The organism is Mixta sp., assembly GCF_024610815.1.
In the GTDB taxonomy this organism is placed as follows: Bacteria; Pseudomonadota; Gammaproteobacteria; order Enterobacterales; family Enterobacteriaceae; genus Mixta; species Mixta calida.
On the sequence record NZ_JANION010000233.1, the window covers coordinates 1 to 24999 of the forward strand.

The window sequence follows — 24999 nt, forward strand, 5'->3', positions numbered from 1 at the left end:
AAAATGCCTTCGAATTCCGCTACGGAATTTATTTCCGTGATAAATGGGCGGAAGCCATAATTTTCCCATCTCTGTAAGATAAACCAAATGCGAAATATACGGAAATTTCGATACAACGTATTGCTTACATCTGTTGTGTCCAGCCCAAAGTGATCCTGAAAATGGAATCTTAATCTTGCTACGTAGTGGTTGTTTTTAAAAGAAATTGACTCAAGGTAAATATGCGTCGCCCATGTATCATGAACAGTAATCCCTAGTCCATTAAATCTGTCCTGAAAACTATCAAATTTTGGCAGTCTGGTTTGTGTAATTAATTGTGTCACTTTTTCAAAGGAGAAACCAACCGTGCCTGCTTTTGATATGACATAAGATTTGGTGAATATAGTGGTCATCAATTCCAGGTTTCGCTTCATCGAGCTGTGTTCGCTCATCGCCTGGTCCAGAAGTGGATCGCTGAATACCGTGCCGTTACCATCCTGCATATGGGTGATCATGGTTCGTGCCAGGCTTTTATAAGGTCCCCAAAATGAAAACGTATCTGACAGATAGCGGAACTCATCGAACAGGATGCGCGCGCTTTCCTCATGGTTAGGGTGCGTAAAGGGATTGAGGCGCGTTGAAATATCGCGCAGATGATACTGCCGACGCAACACCTCCGCAGAGAGATCGCCATACAGCATATCGGGCGCGAAGTAATCATCCATTTCATGCTGCGTGGCAAACAGCAGGCGCGGTGCGTCCATCGTTGATGGCGACAGTATATCCGTCATTGTTATCTTCCTTTTTAAACAGCGTCCTTGTCGGGCAAGCTAGCGTGAAATTATCCCGATGAGAAGATGAAAAAAATAAATATGTGAGTTGCGCTGTATTATTATTTAAAAAATAAAGTTGGCGAATATTAATAGCGGAATATATAACACGTTATAATTAGCCTTTCTTTTATCAATAAAACACCCGTTTATTCTGCCAGCATCGTTGAAAAAAGAGGCGCGCTAAAAAATTGCAGTTAATCCACTCTTTTATTAGCAAGGAGGCGGCGTGACAGCATGCTGGAACAGCAGAGGCGCCAGGCCAATAAAAAAGCACGCCCGCGGCGTGCTTTTTCTTTACTTATCGAACGGTGTGGCTGTGGCAGCCGACTCAGTGCGGCTTCAACAGCGCTTCCGCATGGCTGACGATATTCTCAACGGTAAAGCCGAATTCGGCGAACAGCTTGTCCGCCGGCGCTGATTCACCGAAGGTGGTCATGCCGACGATCGCGCCGTTCAGGCCGACATACTTATACCAGTAGTCAGCGATGCCCGCTTCCACCGCAACGCGCGCGGTGACGGTAGAAGGCAGCACCGATTCACGGTAAGCCGCATCCTGCTTATCAAACAGGTCGGTAGACGGCATCGACACCACGCGCACTTTATGGCCCGCGCGCGTCAGCTTCTCCGCCGCGCCCAGCGTGATTTCGACCTCGGAACCGGTAGCGATCAGGATCACTTCCGGCGCGCCTTCGCTGTCGCGCAAGATATAGCCGCCGCGTGAAATATCAGCCAGCTGCTGCGGCGTGCGTTCAGGCTGCATCAGGTTCTGACGCGACAGGATCAGCGCGGTCGGGCCGTTATGACGCTCAATGGCATGCTTCCACGCCACCGCGGTTTCAACCTGATCGCACGGACGCCATGTGCTCATGTTCGGCGTCAGACGCAGGCTGGCGAGCTGCTCAACCGGCTGGTGCGTCGGGCCGTCTTCGCCCAGACCGATAGAGTCATGGGTATAGACCATAATCTGACGCGCTTTCATCAGCGCCGCCATGCGCGCGGCGTTGCGCGCATATTCCACAAACATCAGGAAGGTGGCGGTGTAAGGCACAAAGCCGCCGTGATGCGCGATGCCGTTGGCGATAGCGGTCATGCCGAATTCGCGTACGCCGTAGTGAATATAGTTGCCTGCCGGATCGTCTTTAATCGATTTAGAACCAGACCAGATGGTCAGGTTGCTCGGCGCCAGGTCGGCGGAGCCGCCAAGGAACTCCGGCAGCAGCTTGCCGTACGCTTCCAGCGCATTCTGCGACGCTTTGCGGCTGGCGATCTTGTTGGCGTTCGCCTGCAATTGTTCGATAAATTTCTGGGTCTCCTGCTGCCAGTTTTCCGGCATGCCGCCGGTCATGCGGCGCGTATATTCCGCAGCCAGCTCCGGGTAAGCGGCTTTATAGGCAGCGAATTTTTCATTCCAGGCTTTTTCCCGTTCCTGGCCCGCCTGTTTCGCATCCCACTGCTGATAAATTTCCTGCGGGATTTCGAACGGACCGTAGTTCCAGCCCAGCTGTTTGCGCGTCAGCGCGATTTCATCATCGCCCAGCGGCGCGCCGTGCGCTTCTTCTTTACCCGCCTTGTTCGGCGAGCCGAAGCCGATGATGGTGCGGCAGATAATCAGCGACGGTTTGTCGGTAACGCTCTGCGCTTCTTTGATCGCGGCGGCGATCGCTTCCGGGTCGTGGCCGTCGATTTCGCCTACCACATGCCAGTTATAGGCTTCAAAGCGCTTCGCGGTATCGTCGGTGAACCAGCCTTCGGTTTCGCCATCGATGGAGATGCCGTTGTGATCGTAGAAGCCGATCAGCTTGCCGAGGCCCAGCGTGCCGGCCAGCGAGCAGACTTCATGCGAGATGCCTTCCATCAGGCAGCCATCGCCCATAAAGACCCAGGTATTGTGATCGATAATCTCGTGGTCAGGGCGGTTGAACTGCGCCGCCAGCGTGCGCTCGGCGATCGCCAGGCCGACAGCATTCGCCAGGCCCTGGCCCAGCGGACCGGTGGTGGTTTCCACGCCTGGGGTATAGCCGATTTCCGGGTGACCCGGCGTTTTAGAGTGCAGCTGACGGAAGTTTTTCAGTTCTTCAATCGGCAGATCGTAGCCGGACAGGTGCAGCAGGCTATAGAGCAGCATTGAACCATGGCCGTTAGAGAGAATAAAACGGTCGCGATCGGCCCAGGCCGGGTTGGTCGGATTGTGCTTGAGGAAATCACGCCACAGCACTTCAGCGATGTCCGCCATGCCCATCGGCGCGCCCGGATGACCCGATTTTGCTTTTTGTACCGCGTCCATGCTTAGCGCACGAATCGCATTCGCCAGTTCTCTACGTGAGGACATGTTGTTCTCCCTTGAAGAAGATAAAGAGGGGATGAAAACGGGGCGAAAAATTCGCCCCTGAGTCATTATCGTTAGCGACGATTACAGCCGTGCGGCCAGCGTCTCTTCCAGTTTCAGCTGATCGGCAGCGAACTGGCGGATGCCTTCTGACAGCTTCTCAACCGCCATCGGATCCTGGTTATGTTCCCAGCGGAACTCCGCTTCGGTCAGCGGAGACGGCTCGTGGAAACCTTCGGTCGACGGCGTGAGCTTACGCTCAACCGGCGCATCGCTCGATTGCAGCTCCTGTAGCAGGTTCGGCGAAATGGTCAGGCGGTCGCAGCCTGCCAGCGCAAGGATCTGCTCGGTTTTACGGAAGCTGGCGCCCATGATGATGGTTTTGTAGCGGTGCGACTTATAGTAGTCATAGATGTTGCGTACTGATTTCACGCCCGGATCTTCCTCGACGTTGTACGGGTCCATCGGTTGACGGGTGTTATACCAGTCATAGATGCGGCCAACGAACGGCGAAATCAGGAACACGCCCGCTTCAGCGCAGGCGCGCGCCTGGGCGAAGGAGAACAGCAGCGTCAGGTTACAGTTGATGCCGTTTTTTTCCAGTTCTTCCGCCGCGCGAATGCCTTCCCAGGTGGAGGCGAGCTTGATTAAGATGCGAGAGCGATCGATGCCGTGATCCTCATACATCCGCACCAGTTTTTCCGCTTTGGTCACACACATGCCACGATCGAAGGAGAGGCGCGCATCCACTTCGGTCGAAACACGGCCCGGCACGCTTTTCAGGATTTCCATGCCGAGGTTAACCGCCACTTTATCGCTGGCGTTGATGATCTGCGTTTCTTTGCTGCCGCCCTGTTTTTTCGCGTATTCAATCGCGTCGTCAATCAGGTGCTTGTAGGATTCGAGCCCGGCGGCTTTCAGGATCAGAGACGGGTTGGTGGTAGCGTCTTCAGGGTGGTAGTTGCGAATCGATTCAATATCGCCGCTGTCCGCCACGACTGTCGTAAACTGTTTCAGTGCGTCTAGCTGATTCATCTCTTATCTCCTTGATACCCAAAGGGTAATACGAAAGTAAACGAGGTTCCCGACGGCGATGCGGCGCGCCCGGTGAACGCTGTCCTTTGTTACAGACGACCCACATTGCACCAGCCGCTCCCGTGTGGAAATGCGTTTTCTCTGATTGTTGCAATGGGCTCATTCAATAGCGAGGCCCAGGCCAGCCGCCGCGCGGCCTTAACGCCATGCCGTTGCCGCGACGTCTTCAGGCAGGATGCCATGTGAATAACGCATGGACTTGATGACTTGTGCCTCTCTGGCCAACGCGCCTTGTGCGCGCCAGCGGAAAATAGCGCCGCCGCCGCGCCCGGAGCCGTTTTCGGCGGCGCGGTCGTCACAGCGTATGCGGACCATTAAAAAGCATAGCAGATGTGCAAAATATCGTATCCGCCGCCGGGCAAGCCTGAAGGACGCCGATGCGCCGATGGCAATTCTTTGGTGCACCTCAAGTTTTTCCGTAGCAGCGCGCTTCTATACTGCTCAGCTCATGCCTTACTCACGTTATCAATCGAAGGAACCGCCGATGGACGATCAACTGAAGCAGAGCGCGCTCGATTTTCACCAGTATCCACAGCCAGGGAAAATTCAGGTCTCTCCCACCAAACCGCTGGCGACGCAGCGTGATCTGGCGCTGGCCTATTCGCCGGGCGTGGCCGCGCCGTGCCTGGAAATCGCTGAGGATCCGCTGGCCGCGCATAAGTACACCGCGCGCGGCAATCTGGTGGGCGTGATCTCCAACGGCACCGCCGTGCTGGGGCTGGGCAATATCGGCGCGCTGGCGGGCAAGCCGGTAATGGAGGGCAAGGGCGTACTGTTTAAAAAATTCGCCGGCATCGACGTGTTTGATATTGAAGTCGACGAGCAGGACCCCGACCGCCTTATCGAAGTGATCGCCGCGCTGGAGCCAACCTTCGGCGGCATCAACCTGGAGGATATCAAAGCGCCGGAGTGCTTCTATATTGAAAAAGCGCTGCGCGAGCGGATGAAAATTCCGGTGTTCCATGACGACCAGCACGGCACCGCGATTATCTGTACCGCCGCAGTGCTGAACGGTCTGCGTATCGTGCAAAAGACCATTTCCGACGTGCGGTTGGTGGTTTCCGGCGCAGGCGCTTCCGCTATCGCCTGCATGAACCTGCTGGTAGAGCTGGGGATGCAGAAACACAATATCATCGTCTGCGATTCGAAAGGGGTGATCTGGCAGGGGCGCGATGCGCAGATGGCTGAAACCAAAGCCGCTTACGCCATTCCCGATAACGGCATGCGTCAGCTGGCGGAGGCGATTGTCGGCGCGGATATTTTCCTCGGCTGTTCCGGCCCGAAGGTGCTGACGCCGGAGATGGTGAAAAGCATGGCGCCCAATCCGCTGATTCTGGCGCTGGCTAACCCGGAGCCGGAGATCCTGCCGCCGCTGGCAAAGTCGGTGCGCCCGGATGCGATTATCTGCACAGGCCGTTCCGATTACCCTAACCAGGTGAACAATGTGCTCTGCTTCCCGTTTATCTTCCGCGGCGCGCTGGATGTCGGGGCGACGGCGATCAACGAACAGATGAAGCTGGCGGCGGTGCACGCCATCGCTGAACTGGCGCTGGCGGAGCAGAGCGACGTGGTCGCCTCCGCCTACGGCGATGAAGAACTCTCTTTTGGCCCCGACTATCTGATTCCCAAACCCTTCGACCCGCGACTGATCGTCCAGATCGCGCCGGCGGTGGCGAAGGCGGCGATGGCGTCGGGCGTGGCGACGCGTCCTATCGCCGATTTCGATGCCTACCGCGAAAAGCTGACCGAGTTTGTCTATAAAACCAACCTCTTTATGAAGCCGGTGTTCGCTCAGGCGCGCAAAGAGCCGAAGCGGGTAGTGCTGGCGGAAGGGGAGGAGGCGCGCGTGCTGCACGCCACGCAGGAGCTGGTTTCGCTCGGGCTGGCGAAGCCGATCCTGATTGGCCGCCCGAATGTGATCGCCATGCGCCTGCAAAAGCTGGGGCTGAAAATCGAGGCGGGCAAAGATTTCGACGTGGTGAACAATGAATCCGATCCGCGTTTTAAAGCCTACTGGAGTGAGTATTACCAGATGATGAAGCGGCGCGGCGTTTCGCCGGAGCAGGCGCAGCGCGCGGTAATCGGCAATCCTACGCTGATCGGCGCGATTATGGTGCATCGCGGCGAGGCGGACGCGATGATCTGCGGCACCATCGGCGATTATAAAGAACACTACACGATCCTTGAGCGGGTGTTCGGCTTCCGGCCGGGCATTAACGTCGCGGGCGCGATGAACGCGCTGCTGCTGCCGAGCGGCAACACCTTTATCGCCGATACCTATGTCAACGAAGATCCGTCGCCGGAGCAACTGGCGGAGCTGACCATTATGGCGGCGGAAACGGTGAGACGCTTCGGCATCGAGCCGAAGGTGGCGCTGCTGTCGCACTCCAGTTTCGGCGCGTCGGACGCACCGGCGGCGCGCAAAATGCGCGACACGCTTGAACTGGTGAAGGCGCGCGCGCCGGAACTGGAGATCGATGGCGAGATGCACGGCGACGCCGCGCTGGTGGAGAGCATCCGTCAGGATCTGATGCCCGACAGCCCGCTGAAAGGCTCCGCTAACGTGCTGATTATGCCTAACGTCGAGGCGGCGCGGATTAGTTACAACCTACTGCGCGTCTCCTGTTCGGAGGGCGTCACCGTCGGCCCGGTGCTAATGGGCATCGCCAGGCCTGTGCATGTGCTGACGCCGATCTCGTCGGTGCGGCGCATTGTCAATATGGTGGCGCTGGCGGTAGTGGAGGCGCAGACGCAGCCGCTGTAACCAGAAGATTGAGAAAAGCGTCCCGCGTCATAAGCGGCGCGGGACGGATTGTCATCAGGGACGCTTTGCCGTGTGACAACCGGCCCCGTTATTCATTTCGGGCGTTAATTTTGCAGCCACGCTTTCACCGGCAGAAAGTCAGTGTAGAGCGCCGCTTCCGGCGAACCCGGCTCCGGCTGATAGTCATATTCCCAGCGCACCAGCGGCGGCATCGACATCAAAATCGACTCGGTGCGTCCGCCGGTTTGCAGGCCAAACAGCGTGCCGCGATCCCATACCAGATTAAATTCCACGTAGCGCCCGCGGCGATAGAGCTGGAACTGACGCTCGCGCTCGCCCCACGGGATGCCTTTACGACGCTGCACGATGGGCAGATAGCCATCCAGGAAGCCCTGGCCGACCGCGCGAGTAAAGGCGAAGCAGCGCTCGAAATCAGGGGTGTTCAGGTCGTCGAAAAAGAGGCCGCCGATGCCGCGCTGTTCGCCGCGGTGTTTCAGGAAGAAGTAGTCATCGCACCATTTTTTATAGCGCGGATAGACCTCCGCGCCGAACGGTCGGCAGAGATCGGCAGCGGTCTGATGCCAGTGAATCGCATCCTCTTCAAAGCCGTAGAACGGCGTCAGGTCGAAGCCGCCGCCAAACCACCAGACCGGATCGGCGCCCGGTTTTTCCGCGATAAAAAAGCGCACGTTGGCGTGGCTGGTGGGGATATAAGGGTTTTCCGGGTGGATCACCAGCGAAACGCCCAGCGCCTCAAAGCTGCGTCCCGCCAGCTCAGGGCGGTGCGCGGTGGCGGAGGCGGGCATCTGGTCGCCATGGACGTGGGAGAAGTTGACCCCGGCCTGTTCAAAGACCGCGCCCTGACGCAGCACGCGGCTGCGTCCGCCGCCGCCGCCGGGACGCGTCCAGCTGTCTTCCTGGAATTGACCGGCGCCGTCCGCCAGTTCCAGCTGCTGACAGATCTCATCCTGGAGCGCCAGCAAAAAGGCTTTTACCTGTTCGATATTGGGAGCATTCATATTCGCTTCACTGTGTTGTAAAAAAGGGCCGTGCGGCCCTTTTGCGTCAGTGTGAGGAGTATACCTAACCGGGGCGATGATTGTGGCGGTCAAATTCGTTAAAAAAGCTGACGATGCCGTCGGCAATGGCGCCGGCGATTTTCTGCCGGAAGGCGGTGGTGCCCAACAGCCGCTCCTCTTCCGGGTTGGTAATAAAAGAGGTTTCTACCAGCACTGAGGGAATCGACGGCGACTTCAGCACGGCGAAGGCGGCCTGTTCGGTATGCTGGCTGTGCAGATGATGCACCGGACGGATCTGCTTGAGGATATGGCTGCCGAGCGTCAGGCTGTTTTTAATCGTATCCGTTTGCACCAGGTCGAACAGCACCTGCTGTAGCAAGGGATTATCGCTCTGCGTCTTGATGCCGCCGACCTTATCGGCGGCGTTCTCTTTTTCCGACAGGTAGCGCGCCATCGCGCTGCTGGCGCCGCGATTCGACAGGGCGAAAACCGACGCGCCGTTGGCGCTGGGGCTGGTAAAGCCGTCGGCGTGAATCGACATAAACAGATCGGCGCCGTGCTGGTGAGCGATCTCTACCCGCTGCGCCAGCGGAATGAAGTGGTCGCTTTCGCGCGTCAGGCGCGCCTCGATGCCGTTATGCTGGCTCAGGATCTGGCGGATGTTATGCGCGATCTCCAGCACGATATGTTTTTCTTCACTGCCTTCTTCACCCACCGCGCCGGAATCAATGCCGCCATGACCCGGATCGAGCATCACGATTTTTTTGCCGTTGGCGGGGCGTTGCGGCCGCGCGGCGGACAGGCTGGCGCGTTCGGTTTTCGCCAGCGCGCGCGTGGTCGGCAACAGCGCCAGGGCGAGGCCGGAAAGCAGAAGCTGGCGTCGTGTGTTGGGGGGCAGATCATTTTTCATGGCGGCGTCCATAGATAAAAAGATGTTATAACCTAACGGGCGATCGCGTTTCGACAGGGAAGCTGTTTCAGGCTTTTGCTATTTATTTCAGCCAAATACCCAGCAGGCACGATTTTTTTTCCCGGCAGGCGCGCCGCGAGGGTTGCGCCGGGAAAAGAATGCGTGATAATCAACGAATTGTGAGTAACATCTGAGATAATTTCATGGAAATCCGCGCATTCCGCCAGGAAGACTTCGAGGAAGTCATTACGCTTTGGGAACGTTGCGATCTGTTAAGACCGTGGAACGATCCGGAAATGGATATCGAACGTAAATTAAATCACGATCCCGATCTGTTTCTGGTGGCGGTGGTCGGCGGCGAAATCGTCGGCACCTTAATGGGCGGCTACGACGGCCACCGCGGTTCCGTCTATTACCTGGGCGTGCATCCTGACTATCGCGGACGCGGCTTCGCGAATGCGCTGCTCAACCGCCTTGAGAAAAAGCTGATCGCACGCGGCTGCCCTAAAATCAACCTGATCGTGCGCGAAGAAAATGACGCCGTGATCGGCTTTTACGAAAAGCTGGATTACGACATGCAGGATGCGGTCTGCCTGGGCAAACGCCTGATTGAAGATCGTGAGTATTAATCGGCTCGGGCCATCGCGCTGCGGCCGCTTTGCTTATCTATGACGCCTTTCTTGCCCGACGATTACGACCATAAAGGCCAGCTGCGCCTGCCGCTGGCCTTTTGGCTTATTCTGCTGTTGCAGGCGCGCACCTGGGTGTTGTTTGTGATGGCAGGCGCCTCGCGCCAGCAGGGCAGCGATCTGCTGGCCCTCTTCTATCCCGACAGCGATACTTTCTGGCTCGGCTTAGGGCTGGGCGTGCCCGCCGCCCTTGGGCTGCTGCTGACCGGCTACCGGCAGCGCTGGCCGCGGCTCTGGCATGCCTGGCGCTGGGTACTGTGCGCCAGCCTGCTGCTGAGCCTGGCGCTGACGCTCTGGCAGAGCGGCCAGGAAGGGGATTTCTCCACGCCGGCGCTCTGGCTGCCCGCGCTGTTCGATCTGCTGGCGCTCTGCTGGCTGCTTTTCAGCGCGCGCCTGAAGGCCTGTTTCGACAGAGAGCTGAATCGCGCCGAATAAAACTTTTTGCGCGTATGCGACTCCAACTTCACTGGCGAACGTCGCGTAACCACTTCAGGAGTTGATATGAAATCCCTACGCCCGGCATTTATTGTCGCGACTTTATTACTGGCAGGCTGCGCCAGCAGCGGCACGCAGCACAGTGAATCGAGCTGGTGGAATCCGCTCGACTGGTCCTGGTCCTCTCTGTGGCCGGGCAACTGGTTCGGGGCGTCGCTGACCGTTACCGAGCAGGGCGTCGGCGGCATTACCGGCGCGACGCCGCTGCGGGAGAGCGCCATCAGCGCCGGCCTGAACGGTGATTACCGCCTGCGCCAGGGAATGCGCGGCGAGCAGGGCGGCGTAGTCACCTTCTGGCAGGCGCTGACGGATAATGAAGTGAAGCTGACCTTCAGCGGTAAAGATACCGTCAGCCGTATCGACGTAACGGATGCGAAAATCGCCAGCGCCGACGGCACGCGCATCGGCGACGCTTTCAGCGATCATTATCAGAAGGCGTTCGGTCACTGTCAGGCGGCGGCCGCTGCTGTACTGTGTCAGGCGCCGAACAGCCAGCACATTAGCTATCTCTATCAGGGCAAGTGGGCGGGCCCGGAAGGGCTGATTCCGCCGGACGACGTGCTGAAAAACTGGCAGGTCAGCAAAATTATCTGGCAGCGCTAACCAATCGCGGCGGCGGTCTCACCTTCCGCCGTCCCTTTCCGGTATGATAGGCCCTGTTTCGACCACTATCATTTCGGAGTAAACCCGCATGTCTCAACATCAGAGCGGCATCCTTATCGAGCACAGCCGCTTTGCCATCTGGCTGGAAGCCGGAGTTCAGGGCGACCTGAATGCGGTGCGCCAGGGCGTCAAAACCTTCCATCAACAGTTAACGCAGCTGCAACAGCGCTATCCCGATGCGGGACTGGGCGCCGTTGTCGCCTTCGGCAATGCGCTGTGGCGCGATTTGCAGCCGCCGCAGAGCGCGCCGGAACTGAAAGATTTTCAGCCGCTGGGGAAAAATATGGCGCCAGCCACCCAGCGCGATCTGCTGGTGCATATTCAGTCCCAGCGGCACGATGTGAATTTTACCCTGGCGCAGGCGGCGCTGGCGGCTTTTGGCCCGGCGGTGCGCATCGATGAAGAGACGCATGGTTTCCGCTGGACAGAAGATCGCGATCTATCCGGCTTCGTCGATGGCACCGAAAACCCGCAGGGCGAGCAGCGTCAGCAGGTGGCGATTATCGCTAACGGCGTCGACGCCGGGGGCAGCTATGTCTTTACCCAGCGCTGGGAGCATAACCTGGCGCAGCTGCAACGCCTGCCCGTGGAAAAGCAGGAACAGATGATAGGACGCACCAAGTTTGACAACGAGGAGCTGGAGGGCGACGCGCGTCCTGATACGTCGCACGTCAGCCGGGTCGATTTAAAAGAGAACGGGCAGGGGCTGAAGATCCTGCGTCAGAGCCTGCCTTACGGCACCGCCAGCGGCACTAACGGGCTCTATTTCATCGCCTACTGCGCGACGCTCTATAATATCGAGCAGCAGTTGCTGAGCATGTTCGGCGAGCGCGACGGTAAATTTGACGCTATGCTGCGCTTCACCAAACCGGTCAGCGGCGCTTTATGGTTCGCCCCTTCCGTCGATACGCTGCTGGCACTGTAACGCCGCGCCTTCAGGCCCGCCGCGCGCGGGCTTTTTAACGCCTGTCTGCTTTGCCGTTTTTCCGCTGAGCTTTCCCGCCGTCTTATGCTTTTTTCGACTTTTAAATCATCAAAAGATATATAAAACCGTTACAGCTTTGACCTGAGTTATAAATACACTGAGCGTACGGTGGTGTGAGCCGGATCAAGACTCAGGGTGTGAAATGAGATTTCCAGTAGCGAATAAATTTCTCAGTGGCGCGGCGCTCTCCTTGCTGCTGGCCGCCAGCGCACAGGCGACCGAGCTGTTGAACAGCTCTTATGACGTGTCGCGCGAACTCTTTACGGCGCTGAACGCTCCCTTTGTCCAGCAGTGGGATGCCGCGCACCCGAACGACAAGCTCACTATCCGTCAATCTCACGCGGGTTCCTCAAAGCAGGCGCTGGCCATTTTGCAGGGACTGAAGGCGGATGTGGTGACCTATAACCAGGTGACCGACGTCCAGATCCTGCACGACCGCGGCAAGCTGCTGCCTGCTGACTGGCAGACGCGCCTGCCGAATCACAGCTCACCTTTTTACTCCACCATGGCGTTTCTGGTGCGCAAAGGCAATCCGAAGCAGATCCATAGCTGGAACGACCTGGTGCGCAGCGACGTGAAGTTGATTTTCCCGAATCCGAAAACCTCCGGTAATGGACGCTATACGTGGCTGGCGGCCTGGGGCGCAGCGGAACAGGCCAATCAGGGCGATCGCGCCAAAACCGAACAGTTTATGACGCAGTTTGTAAAAAACGTCGAAGTATTTGATACCGGCGGTCGCGGCGCCACCACCACCTTTGTCGATCGCGGGCTGGGCGACGTGCTGATCAGCTTCGAGTCGGAAGTGAACGCCATTCGTCAGCAGTATGCGGATCAGGGCTACGAGGTGATCGTGCCTGACGTCGATATTTTGGCGGAATTTCCGGTCGCCTGGCTGGATAAAAATGTGACGAAGAATCAGACCACGGAGGCGGCGAAAGCCTATCTCAACTATCTCTATACGCCGCCGGCGCAAAAAATCATGACGCAATTTTATTATCGGGTGAATAACCCGCAGCTGATGGCGCAGGCGAAGTTTCCGCAAACCCACCTGTTTCGCGTAGAGGATCGCTTTGGCGGCTGGGAAAAGGCGATGAAGACCCATTTCGCCAGCGGCGGCGAGCTGGATAAGCTGTTAGCGGCGGGGCGTGGTTAATGTTCTTAGCAAGTAGTAAGCGCGTACTTCCGGGATTCGGCATCAGCCTCGGCAGCAGCCTGTTCTTTACCTGTCTGATCCTGCTGCTGCCGCTGAGCGCCCTGCTGATGCAGCTGTCGCAAATGTCGCTCGCGCAGTACTGGGAAGTGATTACTAACCCGCAGGTGGTAGCGGCCTATAAGGTGACGCTGCTCTCGGCGGGCGTGGCGTCAATCTTCAATGCTCTGTTCGGCATGCTGATGGCCTGGATTTTGACGCGCTATCGTTTCCCCGGCCGTAGCCTGCTCGACGGGCTGATGGACCTGCCGTTCGCGCTGCCGACGGCGGTGGCGGGCCTGACGCTGGCGGGGCTGTTTTCGGTCAACGGCTGGTACGGTCAGTGGCTGGCGCAGTTCGATATCAAAGTTTCTTATACCTGGCTGGGCATCGCCGTGGCGATGGCCTTTACCAGCATCCCGTTTGTGGTGCGCACCGTCCAGCCGGTGCTGGAAGAGCTGGGACCGGAGTATGAAGAGGCGGCGCAAACCCTCGGCGCGACGCCGTGGCAAAGCTTTCGTCGCGTGGTGCTGCCGGAAGTGGCGCCAGCGCTGCTGGCGGGCACCGCGCTCTCTTTTACCCGCAGTCTGGGCGAGTTCGGCGCGGTGATCTTTATCGCCGGCAATATCGCCTGGAAGACGGAAGTGACCTCGTTGATGATTTTTATTCGCCTGCAGGAGTTCGACTATCCGGCCGCCAGCGCCATCGCGTCGGTGATCCTCGCCGCCTCGCTGCTGCTGCTGTTCGCGATTAACACGTTGCAGAGCCGCTTTGGTCGTCGTTTGGGAGGTCACTAATGGCTGACGTTACACAATTGAACGGCGTGGCGCGCCAGCGTATCAACTGGGGCAAATGGCTGCTGATCGCGCTTGGCGTGCTGATCTCGTTTCTGCTGCTGGTAGTGCCGCTGATCGCGATTTTCACCGAGGCGCTGGCGCAGGGCGTGGTCGCCGCACTGAGCAACCTGACCGATCCCGATATGCTGCACGCTATCTGGCTGACGGTGCTGGTGGCGCTGATTACCGTGCCGGTTAATCTGGTGTTCGGTACGCTGCTCGCCTGGCTGGTGACGCGTTTTACCTTCCCCGGACGCCAGCTGCTGCTGACACTGTTCGATATCCCGTTTGCGGTGTCGCCGGTGGTGGCGGGCCTGATTTATCTGCTGTTCTGGGGCGTTAACGGTCCCATCGGCGGCTGGCTTGACGCGCACAGCATTCAGCTGATGTTCTCGTGGCCCGGCATTGTGATGGCGACCATCTTCGTGACCTGCCCATTTGTGGTGCGCGAACTGGTGCCGGTGATGCTCAGCCAGGGCAGCCAGGAAGACGAAGCGGCGGTGCTGCTGGGCGCGTCGGGCTGGCAAATGTTTCGCCGCGTCACGCTGCCCAACATCCGCTGGGCGCTGCTCTACGGCGTGGTGCTGACTAACGCGCGCGCCATCGGCGAATTTGGCGCGGTCTCGGTGGTGTCGGGATCGATTCGCGGCGAGACCTATACGCTGCCGCTGCAGGTTGAATTACTGCATCAGGACTACAACACCGTCGGCGCTTTTACCGCTGCCGCGCTGCTGACCCTGATGGCGATAGTGACACTGTTTCTGAAAAGCGCGCTGCAATGGCGGTTAGAGAACCAGCAGAAGCGTTTACAGCAGGAGGGAAATCATGAGCATTGAGATTAATCAGATCAACAAGTCTTTTGGCCGTACGCGCGTGCTTAACGACATCTCACTGGATATTCCTTCTGGTCAGATGGTAGCGTTGCTGGGGCCGTCCGGCTCCGGTAAAACCACGCTGCTGCGTATTATCGCCGGGCTGGAGCATCAGAACAGCGGACATCTGCGTTTCCATGACAAAGATGTCACCCGACTGCACGCGCGTGACCGTCAGGTCGGTTTTGTTTTCCAGCATTATGCGCTGTTCCGCCATATGACGGTCTTCGACAATATCGCTTTCGGGCTGACGGTACTGCCTAAGCGCGAACGTCCTTCAACCCAGGCGATCAAACAGAAGGTGACGCAGCTGCTGGAAATGGTGCAGCTGGGCCATTTGGCGAACCGCTATCCGGCCCAGCTTTCCGGCGGCCAGAAGCAGCGCGTGGCGCTGGCGCGCGCGCTGGCCGTGGAACCCCAGATTTTGCTGCTGGATGAGCCCTTCGGCGCGCTCGATGCGCAGGTGCGTAAAGAGCTGCGCCGCTGGCTGCGTCAGCTGCATGAAGAACTGAAATTCACCAGCGTTTTCGTTACCCACGATCAGGAAGAGGCGATGGAAGTGGCCGATCGGGTGGTGGTGATGAGCCAGGGCAATATCGAGCAGGTGGGCACGCCGGATGAAGTGTGGCGCGAACCGGCCAGTCGCTTTGTGCTGGAGTTCCTGGGCGAAGTCAACCGCTTCGATGCTGAAGTTCACGGCTCCCAGTTCCATGTCGGCGCGCACCACTGGCCGCTGGGCTATACGCCAGCCGGGCAGGGCGCAGTAGAACTCTTTCTGCGTCCGTGGGAGATCGACGTCAGCCGCCAGAGCAGCCTGGAAACTCCGCTGCCGGTGCAGATCCTGGAACTGAGCCCGCGCGGTCACTTCTGGCAGCTGGTGGTGCAGCCGCTCGGCTGGCAGGCGGAACCCTTCAGCCTGGTGTTCGACGGCGAGCAAACGGCCCCGCTGCGCGGCGAGCGACTTTACGTTGGGCTACAACAGGCGCGGCTTTATCAGGGCAATACCCCGCTGCGCGCGGTTGCCTTTGCCGAAAGCGCCTGATATTTTCTCACTTCTTATAGCGTGCCAGGGCGGGATTTTCCCGCCCGCTTCATTTTGCCTGCCGGGAAAAATATCGTGACCACTCTGGAAAACACCATCGGCAATACGCCGTTGATTACATTACAGCGCCTGACGCCCGCCAACGGCAGCGAGATCTGGCTGAAGCTGGAGGGTAATAATCCCGCCGGTTCAGTGAAAGATCGCGCTGCGCTGTCGATGATCCAGCGCGCCGAACAGCGCGGCGAAATCAGCCCCGGCGATCTGCTGATTGAAGCGACCAGCGGCAATACCGGCATTGCGCTGGCGATGATCGCCGCAATGAAGGGATATCGCCTGAAGCTGCTGATGCCGGATAATATGAGCCAGGAGCGTCAGGCGGCGATGCGCGCCTACGGCGCCGAGCTGGTGCTGGTCAGCCGCGAGCAGGGCATGGAAGGGGCGCGCGATCTGGCCCAGGCGATGGCAGCGCGCGGCGAAGGCAAGGTGCTGGATCAGTTCAACAACCCGGACAACCCGCTGGGCCACTACGCCACTACCGGCCCGGAGATCTGGCGTCAAAGCCGCGGGCGCCTCACCCATTTCGTTTCCAGCATGGGCACCACCGGTACCATTACCGGCGTCGGTCGCTATCTGAAAGAACAAAACCCGCAGGTGCAGATTATCGGGCTACAGCCGCAGGAGGGCAGCAGCATACCTGGCATTCGCCGCTGGCCCGCCGCCTATATGCCGGGCATCTACCAGCCTGAGCTGATCGATCGCATTGTGGATATGGCGCAGCAGGAGGCCGAAGAGACCATGCGGCAGCTGGCGCGGCGTGAAGGCATCTTCTGCGGCGTCAGCTCCGGCGGCGCGGTGGCGGGCGCCATTCGCATCGCCACGGAAAATCCGGGCAGCGTGGTGGTTGCTATTATCTGCGACCGCGGCGACCGCTACCTTTCCACCGGCGTCTATTAAAAAAACGGCCCCTTCAGGGGCCGTTTCCATATCCGGGCTCTGTCGCCGTCAACTGAGGCTATTCACGCTCCAGCGCGTGAATAGGATCGAGCCGTGCCGCGCGTCGCGCCGGGAAAAAGCCGAAGATAACCCCGATCAGGCTGGAGCAGACGAAGGCCGCCACGATTGAGAAGGGTGAATAAATCATGCCGAAGCTGCTGGTGGTCTGCGCCAGGATAATGCCCGGCACCAGCGACAGCAGCACGCCGATAATGCCGCCGGTGAGACACACCAGCACCGCCTCGATCAGGAACTGCTGCATAATATCGCTGGCGCGCGCGCCGACCGCCATGCGCACGCCGATCTCGCGCGTGCGCTCCGTGACCGACACCAGCATGATATTCATCACGCCGATGCCGCCGACCAGCAGCGAAATCAGCGCGATCATCGCCACCAGCAGCGTCATGGTATTGGTGGTGGTTTCAATCGTCTGACGAATGCTGTCGGTGTTGAGGATAAAGAAATCCTTGCCATTATGGCGCTGCGTCAGCAGGCGCGTCACGCCCTGTTCCGCCAGTGACAGATCGATGTTGTCGCGCACCCTGACGGTAATGCCGCTCAGCCAGGTTTGTCCGACCATGCGCTTCATTACCGTGGTGTAGGGCACCCACAGGTTAAGGTTGCTGTCGCTGCCGAAGCTGCTCTGGCGCGTGGCGACGCCGATAATCCGCACCGGCATATTGCCGAGGAGCACCACCTGGCCCAGCGGATTTTCGCCGTTCGGGAAGAGACGCTTCAGGGTGTTTTCATCAATCACCGCCTCCTGCGCCAGGCGATCGACGCCCTGACGATCGAACGCCATCCCCTGCGACAGACGATAGCCGCGCACGGCGAAGAACTGCTCGCCGACGCCGTTGACCATCACTGAAAGCGCCTGGTTGCGATATTTCAGCGTGGTGCTGGCGGAGAGCGACGGCGTGACGCTATGGACATAGGGCTGATAGGCCAGCGCATCGGCATCGCTGGCGCGCAGCGTCTGAATGGCCGACGAATGCATATCGCCGAAATCGTTGCCGGGGAAAATGTCCAGCGTGCTGGTGCCCATCGCGCTGATCTCCTGCAGGATTTTCTGTTGCGACCCTTTCCCCAGCGCCACCACCGCCACGACCGAAGCGATGCCAATAATAATGCCGAGCATGGTGAGAAAGGTGCGCAGCCGCTGCGACAGCATTGAAACCAACGCCATACGAAACGCTTCGGTCAGCCGGTCGCGCGCGGCGCGCCAGGCGTTGCCCTGTTCGCGCTCAGTCAGCGCGCGCGGCGCGGCGGGCGCGACGCTCTGCTGGCGGCTGTCGCTGAGAATCTCCCCGTCACGGATCTCAATGATGCGCTGCGCATGCTGCGCAATTTGCATATCGTGCGTCACGATAACGATAGTGTGCCCTTGCTGATGCAGGTCGTGCAGGATGCGCATCACCTCTTCGCCGCTGTGGCTGTCGAGCGCGCCGGTCGGCTCATCGGCAAGAATGACTTCGCCGCCGTTCATCAGCGCGCGCGCAATACTGACGCGCTGCTGCTGGCCGCCGGAGAGCTGACCGGGCCGATAGTGGAGGCGCTCGCCGAGGCCGAGCCGGGTGAGCAGGGCGGCGGCGCGTTCACGGCGCGCCTGCGGCGCCTGGCCGGCATAGATCGCGGGCATTTCCGCATTGCCCAGCGCCGTCAGCTCGCTCAACAGGTGATAGCGCTGGAAGATAAAGCCGAAATGCTCGCGCCGCAGCGCCGCCAGCGCATCGTCATCCAGCGTGGAAACCGCCCGGCCGGCAACGCGGTATTCGCCGGCGCTCGACTTATCCAGGCAGCCGAGAATGTTCATCAACGTCGATTTGCCGGAGCCGGACTGCCCGACGATGGCGACGAACTCGCCTGAATCGATGCTCAGGTTGATGTCGCGCAGCACCTGCACCTGCTGTTCGCCGTTCTGAAAAGAGCGGCTGATGTTATGGAGTTCCAGCAGCGCCATCAGCGAGGCCCTGGACCGTGATCGGGGCTGCCTGACGTCGCATCCGCCGTAGCGCGCTGGCTCAGCACGACTTTCTCGCCCACCTTCAGGCCGGAGATAATTTCCGCTTCCACGTTATCGTTCAGGCCCACCTTTATTTCGCGTCGCGTGACGCGCTGCTGGTTGTCAACCACCTGCACCGACGTTTTGCCGTCGATAGTGTCGATGGCGGTTGCCGGGATCACCAGCGCATTCGGACGTTCGCCCAGCACGATATGCACCTCCGCCGACATGGAGATGCGCAGGCGGTGCTGCGGGTTAGGCACATCGAACAGACCGTAATAGTAGATCGCCTTTTTATCGCTGGCGCTACTTGATGAGCTGGTCAGGCTGCTGGTGCTGTCCTGGTTGATGGAGTCAGGCGCCGGTTCGATGGCGCGCAGCGTCGCCTCGTAGCGGCGGTTCGGTTCGCCGAGGATGGTGAACCAGACTTTCATGCCCGGCTGGACGTTGATCACGTCGGCTTCGGAAATCTGCGCTTTCACCGTCATGGTGTCGAGATTCGCTACCTTGATCAGCGTCGGCGCGCTCTGTACGGCGTTAACCGTCTGGCCTTCCTCAACCGGCACGGAGACCACGGTGCCGTCGATAGGGGAAACGATGCGGGTATAGCCCAGATTGACCTGCGCCGTGTTGACCTCAATCTGCGCCTGTACGATTTGCGCATCCAGCGCGCGGATTTCCGCTTCGGTAGCGCTCAGTGTCGTCAGCGCGTCGTCATAGTCCGCTTTCGGCGTCAGGTTTTTCGTCAGCATCGCTTTCTGGCGGGCAAAGGCCGCGCGATAGTTGCTCAACTGCGCCTCTTTGACCGCGCGCTGCGCTTCAATATTCTTTAGCGCCGCCTGCGCATTTTGCAGGGCGTTCTGCTGAGTCATGCTGTCGATCTCCGCGACCAGCTGCCCCTGTTTGACCTGATCGCCCAGCTCGACCAGCAGGCGCTTGATCTGACCGGACGCCTGCGCGCCGACGCTGACCAGCTTGCTGGCCGACAGCGTGCCGTCCGCCAGCACCGCCTGCTGTAACGGGCGCTGTTCTACGGTTGCGGTGAGAAACGCTGCCGGTCCCTGTTTCGGACGCAGCAGCGCCCAGACGACAACAGCAGCTACAATCAACAAAACCAGCAGCAAAAGTCCTTTACGGCTGAATAAGGTGCGGCGTAATGCCATGGCAAACATCCCTGGTACGAAGAAAGCACTGGTATAACGTAAAAGCCTGCCACAATAAAGTGAAACGACAGCTTAATATGGCGCGAATATCTGTAAGGATTCAGTAAATCCTGCTGCGCATCTTTCCGCTTAAGGTCAAAATAGCGCCAACCGTTTGTGAGAGTAGACGCATGAAGATTCTGTTAGTTGACGACGACCTTGAGCTGGGCACCATGCTCAGCGAATATTTGATTGGCGAAGGCTTCGACGCCTCGCTGGTGCTGACCGGCCAGGCGGGCATCGACGGCGCGCTGTCCGGCGAATTCCAGGCGGTCATCCTCGATATTATGCTGCCCGATATGAGCGGGACGGACGTGCTGCGTCAGGTGCGGCAAAGCAGCCGCATTCCGATCATTATGCTGACCGCGAAAGGGGACAATATCGATCGGGTAATTGGCCTGGAGATGGGCGCTGATGATTACGTGCCGAAGCCGTGCTATCCGCGAGAGCTGGTGGCGCGCCTGCGTGCGGTGCTGCGCCGCTTCGACGAGCAGCCTGCGTTACAGGAGAAAAAAGAAGTCGTGCGCTGGCGCGATCTGTCGCTGAACCCGGCGACGCGCATCAGCGAATGGAAAAACAGGCCGTTCGATCTTACCGCTTCGGAATTCAATCTGCTCGACCTGCTGCTGCGTTCGCCCGACCGCGTAGTGACGAAAGACGAACTATCAGAAAAGGGGCTGGGGCGTCCGCGCGAGGCTTACGATCGCAGCGTCGACGTGCATATCAGCAACATCCGTCAGAAGCTGGCGGGCCTGGCCGGCGACACGATTAATATCGAAACCGTGCGCAGCATCGGCTACCGCATTCGATGAAAAGCCGTTTCCGCGGTCGCCTGTTCTGGAAAATTCTGTTTGGCTTCTGGCTGGTGTTTTTCCTTATCAGCCAGCTGCTGTGGCTGGGCTTTACCCTGTATGGCAAGCACCGCGAGCCGCCGGAATATATCGCGACGCGACGCATCGTCAATTTGCAGATGGCCTCCGCCGTATCGGTGTTACAGCATGGCGGCCTGCCAGCGCTGGATAATATGATGTCGGACTGGTCGCCCGGCGATCGTCGCTTCTTCTCCGTAACGCCGATGCCTTCCCCGCCGCAGGAAGTACCGCGTCAGCAGCTTTCCGCGCCGCAGAATCGTGGCTATCCCGATCAGGTGGTGGAGTGGGTGACCGGCGCGGATGGTCAACAGTATCAGCTGCGCTACGATGTAAAAGGGCTGCGCGAAGACAGTCAAATGGGCGGCCCGCCGCGTAAAATCCTTAATATCCCGGAGCCGATCTTCTGGTTTGCCGGCCTGACGGGATTGCTGTTCAGCTCGCTGCTGGCGTGGAACCTGACGCGGCCGATGCGCCAGCTCAGGCTGGGCTTTACGCGCGTCTCGAACGGCGATCTCTCCGTGCGGCTTTGGCCGCAAATGCGCCGTCGTCACGATGAGCTGTCGATGGTGGCGCGCGATTTCGATGCGATGGTGGAGCGTCTGGCGGTGCTGGTAAAGGCGCGCGAGGAGCTGCTGCACGATATTTCCCACGAGCTGCGCTCACCGCTGGCGCGCCTGCAGCTGGCGACCGGACTGGCGCGACAGACGCCGGAGTCGGTTAACGCCTCGCTCGATCGTATTGATGAAGAGGCGCAGAGGCTGGACAAGATGATTGGCGAGCTGTTGACGCTGTCGCGCGCCGAAAATGAAAAGATGCCCGACGAGCAATATTTCGATCTTTGCGGCCTGCTGGAGACGGTGGTCAACGATGCGCGCTACGAGGCGCAGCTGCCTGGCGTAACCATTACGCTGGAGGCAGAGCAGGCGGCGGACTATACGATGAAGGGCAACGCCGAGCTGGTGCGGCGCGCGGTGGAGAATGTGGTGCGCAACGCGCTGCGCTATTCACTCCAGGGGCAGGAAGTCAAAATTAGCCTGCGATCTGATAACGGCTGGCTCGTCATCTGCGTCAGCGACAGCGGGCCTGGCGTGGACGCCGACAAACTTTCCAGCATTTTCGACCCCTTTGTGCGCGTTAATTCGCCGTTGCAGGGCAAAGGCTACGGGCTGGGGCTATCGATCGTGCGCAAGGTGGTGCTGGCGCATCATGGCGAAGTGCAGGCGGCGAACGGGCGTAACGGCGGGCTGGAAATGACGATTCGGCTGCCGCACTGGCAGGGTTGGTAGCCGCTAAACGGCAGGCAAAAAAACGGCGCCTTTCGGCGCCGTTTTATGCATCTTGCTAACCCTTATTTTTTGATGCGGATAACCGGCGTTTCGCCTACGGTTACCTGACCGGTGAGCTTGGTCAGCTCTTTGATCTCATCCATATTAGAGATCACGACCGGGGTCAGCGTCGATTTGGCTTTCTCTTCCAGCAGCGGCAGATCAAACTCAATCACGACGTCGCCTTTCTTCACTTTCTGGCCTTCTTCCGCGATGCGTTTAAAGCCTTCGCCTTTCAGCTCCACGGTATCGATACCGAAGTGAACGAACAGCTCAATGCCGCTATCAGATTCGATAGAGAATGCATGGTTGGTTTCGAAGATCTTGCCGATGGTGCCATCAACCGGAGCAACCATTTTATTGCCTGCCGGTTTGATAGCGATGCCATCACCAACAATTTTCTCCGCAAATACAACGTCTGGCACGTCTTCGATATTTACGATCTCACCAGACAGCGGGGCGACGATCTCGATGGTGCCAGATGCGCTTTCTGTTTTATCGCCAAAAAGTTTGGAAAAAAAACCCATGATCTTCTCCTAAGCAGTAATGTTGGGCCAGCGTATCGCGGAATCAGCAGAGTGTTTTTTCTTTAATGAACTTGTTGACCAGGTTCATCAACTCTTCCGCGGTCGGTTGAGCCAGAGCCTGCTCTGCTAATGCCTTCGCATCTTCGAAGTTCGTGTTGCGAATGATCTTCTTGATGCGCGGGATAGAAATGGCACTCATGCTGAATTCATCCAGCCCCATTCCCAATAACAGTAGTGTAGCACGTTCATCACCTGCCAGCTCACCACACATGCCGGTCCACTTGCCTTCAGCGTGAGAAGCATCGATAACCTGCTTGATCAGGCCGAGAACCGACGGCGTCATTGGGTTATAAAGGTGGGAAATCAGCTCGTTACCACGATCCACCGCCAGAGTATACTGCGTCAGGTCGTTTGTCCCAATACTAAAGAAGTCGACTTCTTTCGCCAGATGACGTGCGATAACCGCTGAAGCGGGTGTTTCCACCATAATGCCCACTTCGATCGCCTCGTCGAAGGCTTTGCCTTCTTCGCGCAGCTGGGCTTTCAGCATCTCCAGCTCCGCTTTCAGGAAGCGTACTTCCTCAACGGAGATGATCATCGGGAACATGATGCGCAGCTTGCCGAACGCGGAAGCGCGCAGGATGGCGCGCAGCTGCGCGTGCAGAATCTCTTTGCGATCCATAGCGATGCGGATAGCGCGCCAGCCGAGGAACGGGTTCTCTTCTTTCGGCAGGTTCATGTATGGCAGGTCTTTATCGCCGCCGATGTCCATGGTGCGGACGATAACCGCCTGGGAACCCATCGCTTCCGCGACGGCTTTGTAAGCCTGGAACTGCTCTTCTTCGGTCGGCAGCGCATCGCGGTCCATAAACAGGAATTCGGTGCGGTAGAGGCCGACGCACTCAGCGCCGTTGCGCTCGGCGCCCGGAATGTCGCGGACGGTGCCGATGTTGGCGCCCACTTCAACCTGATGTCCGTCCAGCGTGATCGCCGGCAGATCTTTCAGCTTGGCGAGTTCGTTTTTCTCGCTCAGGTATTGATGCTGTACCGCTTTCAGCTCTTCGATGACTTCAGCAGTCGGGTTAACGTAGACCTTGTTGTTAACGCCATCCAGAATCACATAATCATCGTTTTTAACGCGACTGGTGACATCACCGGTGCCGACAATAGCAGGCAGCTCAAGTGAACGAGCCATGATAGAGGTATGCGAGGTGCGGCCGCCCAGGTCAGTGATAAAGCCCAGCACTTTTTTCAGGTTCAGCTGCGCAGTTTCTGACGGCGTCAGATCTTTCGCTACCAGCACCACTTCGTCTTTGATCGCGCTCAGATCGACGATATGCAGGCCGAGGATGTTCTGCAGCAGACGTTTGCCGATGTCGCGCACGTCGGCGGCGCGCTCTTTCAGGTATTCGTCGTCCAGCTCTTCCAGCGCTTTCGCCTGGCCTTCGATCACGCTGTGGGTCGCCGCGTCGGCGGAAGCCAGCTCATCTTTAATCAGGCTGATGATCTCTTGCTCAAGCTCTTCATCTTCCAGCAGCATGATGTGGCCTTCGAAGATCGCTTCTTTTTCTTCGCCGAAGGTTTCGCCCGCTTTGATTTTAATGGCTTCGAGCTGTTCGGCGGCTTTGCGGCGGCCTTCGATAAAGCGCGCGACTTCCTGATCAACCTGATCGGCAGAAATTTTCTTCCGGTTGATAACGATTTCATCTTCCTTCAGCAAAAGTGCCTTGCCGAAAGCGATACCCGGTGATGCTAAAATTCCTGAAATCATAACCCTACCTTTTTATAACGATGCCTACCAGGCGGAACGAGGTGCCAGAATCCGGCGGAACCGTACTTTACGGATGCAACAACGCGGACATGATGTCCGCGATCAATATGTTTGCACTCAGTTGCCTGATGAAACGGTTTTTTCGGCGGCTGACGATTACTCGAGCTCAGCCATCAGTTTGACCAGATGCTCAACGGCCTGCTGCTCATCTTCGCCTTCAGCAGACAACGTCACCACGGTGCCCTGAGTCAAACCCAGCGTCTGCAGTTTGAACAGGCTTTTCGCACTGGCGGATTTGCCATTGGAGGTCACGGTGATTTCAGAGGCAAAGGCTTTAGCTTCTTTAACAAACTGAGCAGCCGGACGAGTATGCAGGCCATTAGGTGCGGTGATGGTAACTTCTTGCTGGAACATTATGTTTCCCCAACTTAATTAGGTTTGGTGTTTTGTCTCTAAAGTCTAGCCTGGCGGTTAAACTTTAGCCGGTGAAGGTCGCGCTGGTTCGAGTACAGAACTCACCAAAAAATGCGCAATTAAGGTATGAGAGCCGACGGGGCAAAAAACGGCAATTTTCGCTTCGCTGCTCTACTCCTCATTATGCCGCGTGTTG

23 protein-coding genes are annotated in these 24999 nt (G+C 58.4%); 12 read left to right on the top strand and 11 right to left on the bottom strand.

Annotated features, from left to right (window positions below):
• The 4 genes from MYY08_RS17880 to MYY08_RS17895 form a co-directional block, all read right to left on the bottom strand.
• Positions 1-770, bottom strand: a 770-nt coding sequence (locus tag MYY08_RS17880) for a DUF3289 family protein (protein ID WP_288015225.1), incomplete at its 3' end; no start/stop codon positions are given.
• A gap of 370 nt (positions 771-1140) precedes the next feature.
• Positions 1141-3141, bottom strand: coding sequence for a transketolase (tkt, locus tag MYY08_RS17885; RefSeq protein ID WP_038624856.1), 2001 nt, complete (start codon positions 3139-3141; stop codon positions 1141-1143).
• A gap of 81 nt (positions 3142-3222) precedes the next feature.
• On the bottom strand, positions 3223-4173 hold the full coding sequence (tal, locus tag MYY08_RS17890; protein WP_038624858.1) for a transaldolase: 951 nt from the start codon (positions 4171-4173) through the stop codon (positions 3223-3225).
• 198 nt (positions 4174-4371) lie between these two features.
• Complete coding sequence (locus MYY08_RS17895) at positions 4372-4638, bottom strand: hypothetical protein (protein ID WP_190296089.1); 267 nt, start codon at positions 4636-4638, stop codon at positions 4372-4374.
• Between the two features lie 79 nt (positions 4639-4717).
• On the opposite strand from MYY08_RS17895, the gene maeB reads away from it, so the two are divergent.
• Complete coding sequence (gene maeB / locus MYY08_RS17900) at positions 4718-6997, top strand: NADP-dependent oxaloacetate-decarboxylating malate dehydrogenase (protein WP_084970269.1); 2280 nt, start codon at positions 4718-4720, stop codon at positions 6995-6997.
• Between the two features lie 104 nt (positions 6998-7101).
• On the opposite strand, the gene hemF is transcribed toward maeB, so the two are convergent.
• Both hemF and amiA read right to left on the bottom strand, forming a co-directional pair.
• Positions 7102-8016, bottom strand: a complete 915-nt coding sequence (gene hemF / locus MYY08_RS17905) for an oxygen-dependent coproporphyrinogen oxidase (protein WP_038624862.1) — start codon at positions 8014-8016, stop codon at positions 7102-7104.
• Positions 8017-8080: 64 nt separating this feature from the next.
• Positions 8081-8926, bottom strand: coding sequence for an N-acetylmuramoyl-L-alanine amidase AmiA (gene amiA, locus MYY08_RS17910; protein ID WP_373996396.1), 846 nt, complete (start codon positions 8924-8926; stop codon positions 8081-8083).
• Between the two features lie 203 nt (positions 8927-9129).
• Between amiA and MYY08_RS17915 the strand changes: the two genes are divergently transcribed.
• The 9 genes from MYY08_RS17915 to cysM all read left to right on the top strand — a co-directional run bounded on the left by MYY08_RS17915 (position 9130) and on the right by cysM (position 16651).
• Complete coding sequence (locus MYY08_RS17915) at positions 9130-9555, top strand: GNAT family acetyltransferase (RefSeq protein WP_038624866.1); 426 nt, start codon at positions 9130-9132, stop codon at positions 9553-9555.
• 39 nt (positions 9556-9594) lie between these two features.
• On the top strand, positions 9595-10050 hold the full coding sequence (locus tag MYY08_RS17920) for a DUF2919 domain-containing protein (RefSeq protein WP_104951555.1): 456 nt from the start codon (positions 9595-9597) through the stop codon (positions 10048-10050).
• Positions 10051-10116: 66 nt separating this feature from the next.
• Positions 10117-10713, top strand: coding sequence for an RpoE-regulated lipoprotein (locus MYY08_RS17925; protein ID WP_038624871.1), 597 nt, complete (start codon positions 10117-10119; stop codon positions 10711-10713).
• A gap of 88 nt (positions 10714-10801) precedes the next feature.
• On the top strand, positions 10802-11698 hold the full coding sequence (locus tag MYY08_RS17930; RefSeq protein WP_038624873.1) for a Dyp-type peroxidase: 897 nt from the start codon (positions 10802-10804) through the stop codon (positions 11696-11698).
• A gap of 202 nt (positions 11699-11900) precedes the next feature.
• The gene (gene cysP, locus MYY08_RS17935; RefSeq protein WP_190296088.1) at positions 11901-12911 is read left to right on the top strand and encodes a thiosulfate ABC transporter substrate-binding protein CysP; all 1011 of its coding nucleotides are present in this window, start codon (positions 11901-11903) and stop codon (positions 12909-12911) included.
• Positions 12911-13744, top strand: coding sequence for a sulfate/thiosulfate ABC transporter permease CysT (gene cysT, locus MYY08_RS17940; protein WP_038624877.1), 834 nt, complete (start codon positions 12911-12913; stop codon positions 13742-13744). The genes cysP and cysT overlap by 1 nt, the downstream gene beginning before the upstream one ends.
• Positions 13744-14619: a sulfate/thiosulfate ABC transporter permease CysW gene (cysW, locus tag MYY08_RS17945; RefSeq protein ID WP_038624879.1), complete on the top strand. Its 876-nt coding sequence runs from the start codon at positions 13744-13746 to the stop codon at positions 14617-14619. The genes cysT and cysW overlap by 1 nt, the downstream gene beginning before the upstream one ends.
• On the top strand, positions 14609-15697 hold the full coding sequence (gene cysA / locus MYY08_RS17950) for a sulfate/thiosulfate ABC transporter ATP-binding protein CysA (protein ID WP_038624881.1): 1089 nt from the start codon (positions 14609-14611) through the stop codon (positions 15695-15697). The genes cysW and cysA overlap by 11 nt, the downstream gene beginning before the upstream one ends.
• Before the next feature lie 75 nt (positions 15698-15772).
• A complete protein-coding gene (gene cysM, locus MYY08_RS17955; protein WP_288015232.1) occupies positions 15773-16651 on the top strand; it encodes a cysteine synthase CysM in 879 nt (292 codons plus the stop codon).
• A 58-nt stretch (positions 16652-16709) separates the two neighbouring features.
• Here the strand turns inward: cysM and MYY08_RS17960 are convergent, their stop codons facing one another.
• Together MYY08_RS17960 and MYY08_RS17965 are read right to left on the bottom strand one after the other, a co-directional pair.
• Positions 16710-18650, bottom strand: coding sequence for a MacB family efflux pump subunit (locus MYY08_RS17960; RefSeq protein ID WP_038624885.1), 1941 nt, complete (start codon positions 18648-18650; stop codon positions 16710-16712).
• Positions 18650-19855, bottom strand: a complete 1206-nt coding sequence (locus MYY08_RS17965; RefSeq protein ID WP_038624887.1) for an efflux RND transporter periplasmic adaptor subunit — start codon at positions 19853-19855, stop codon at positions 18650-18652. The genes MYY08_RS17960 and MYY08_RS17965 overlap by 1 nt, the downstream gene beginning before the upstream one ends.
• Before the next feature lie 170 nt (positions 19856-20025).
• On the opposite strand from MYY08_RS17965, the gene MYY08_RS17970 reads away from it, so the two are divergent.
• Entirely contained in the window at positions 20026-20706 is a 681-nt protein-coding gene (locus MYY08_RS17970) for a response regulator transcription factor (protein WP_038624889.1), read from the top strand.
• Positions 20703-22052: an ATP-binding protein gene (locus tag MYY08_RS17975; protein WP_038624891.1), complete on the top strand. Its 1350-nt coding sequence runs from the start codon at positions 20703-20705 to the stop codon at positions 22050-22052. Before MYY08_RS17970 ends, MYY08_RS17975 begins: the two co-directional genes overlap by 4 nt.
• Positions 22053-22114: 62 nt before the next feature.
• Here the strand turns inward: MYY08_RS17975 and crr are convergent, their stop codons facing one another.
• The 3 genes from crr to ptsH form a co-directional block, all read right to left on the bottom strand.
• On the bottom strand, positions 22115-22618 hold the full coding sequence (gene crr, locus MYY08_RS17980) for a PTS glucose transporter subunit IIA (RefSeq protein ID WP_038624893.1): 504 nt from the start codon (positions 22616-22618) through the stop codon (positions 22115-22117).
• Between the two features lie 43 nt (positions 22619-22661).
• Positions 22662-24389, bottom strand: a complete 1728-nt coding sequence (ptsI, locus tag MYY08_RS17985; RefSeq protein WP_038624896.1) for a phosphoenolpyruvate-protein phosphotransferase PtsI — start codon at positions 24387-24389, stop codon at positions 22662-22664.
• 156 nt (positions 24390-24545) lie between these two features.
• Positions 24546-24803, bottom strand: a complete 258-nt coding sequence (ptsH, locus tag MYY08_RS17990) for a phosphocarrier protein Hpr (protein WP_038624898.1) — start codon at positions 24801-24803, stop codon at positions 24546-24548.
• Between the last annotated feature and the right edge of the window lie 196 nt (positions 24804-24999).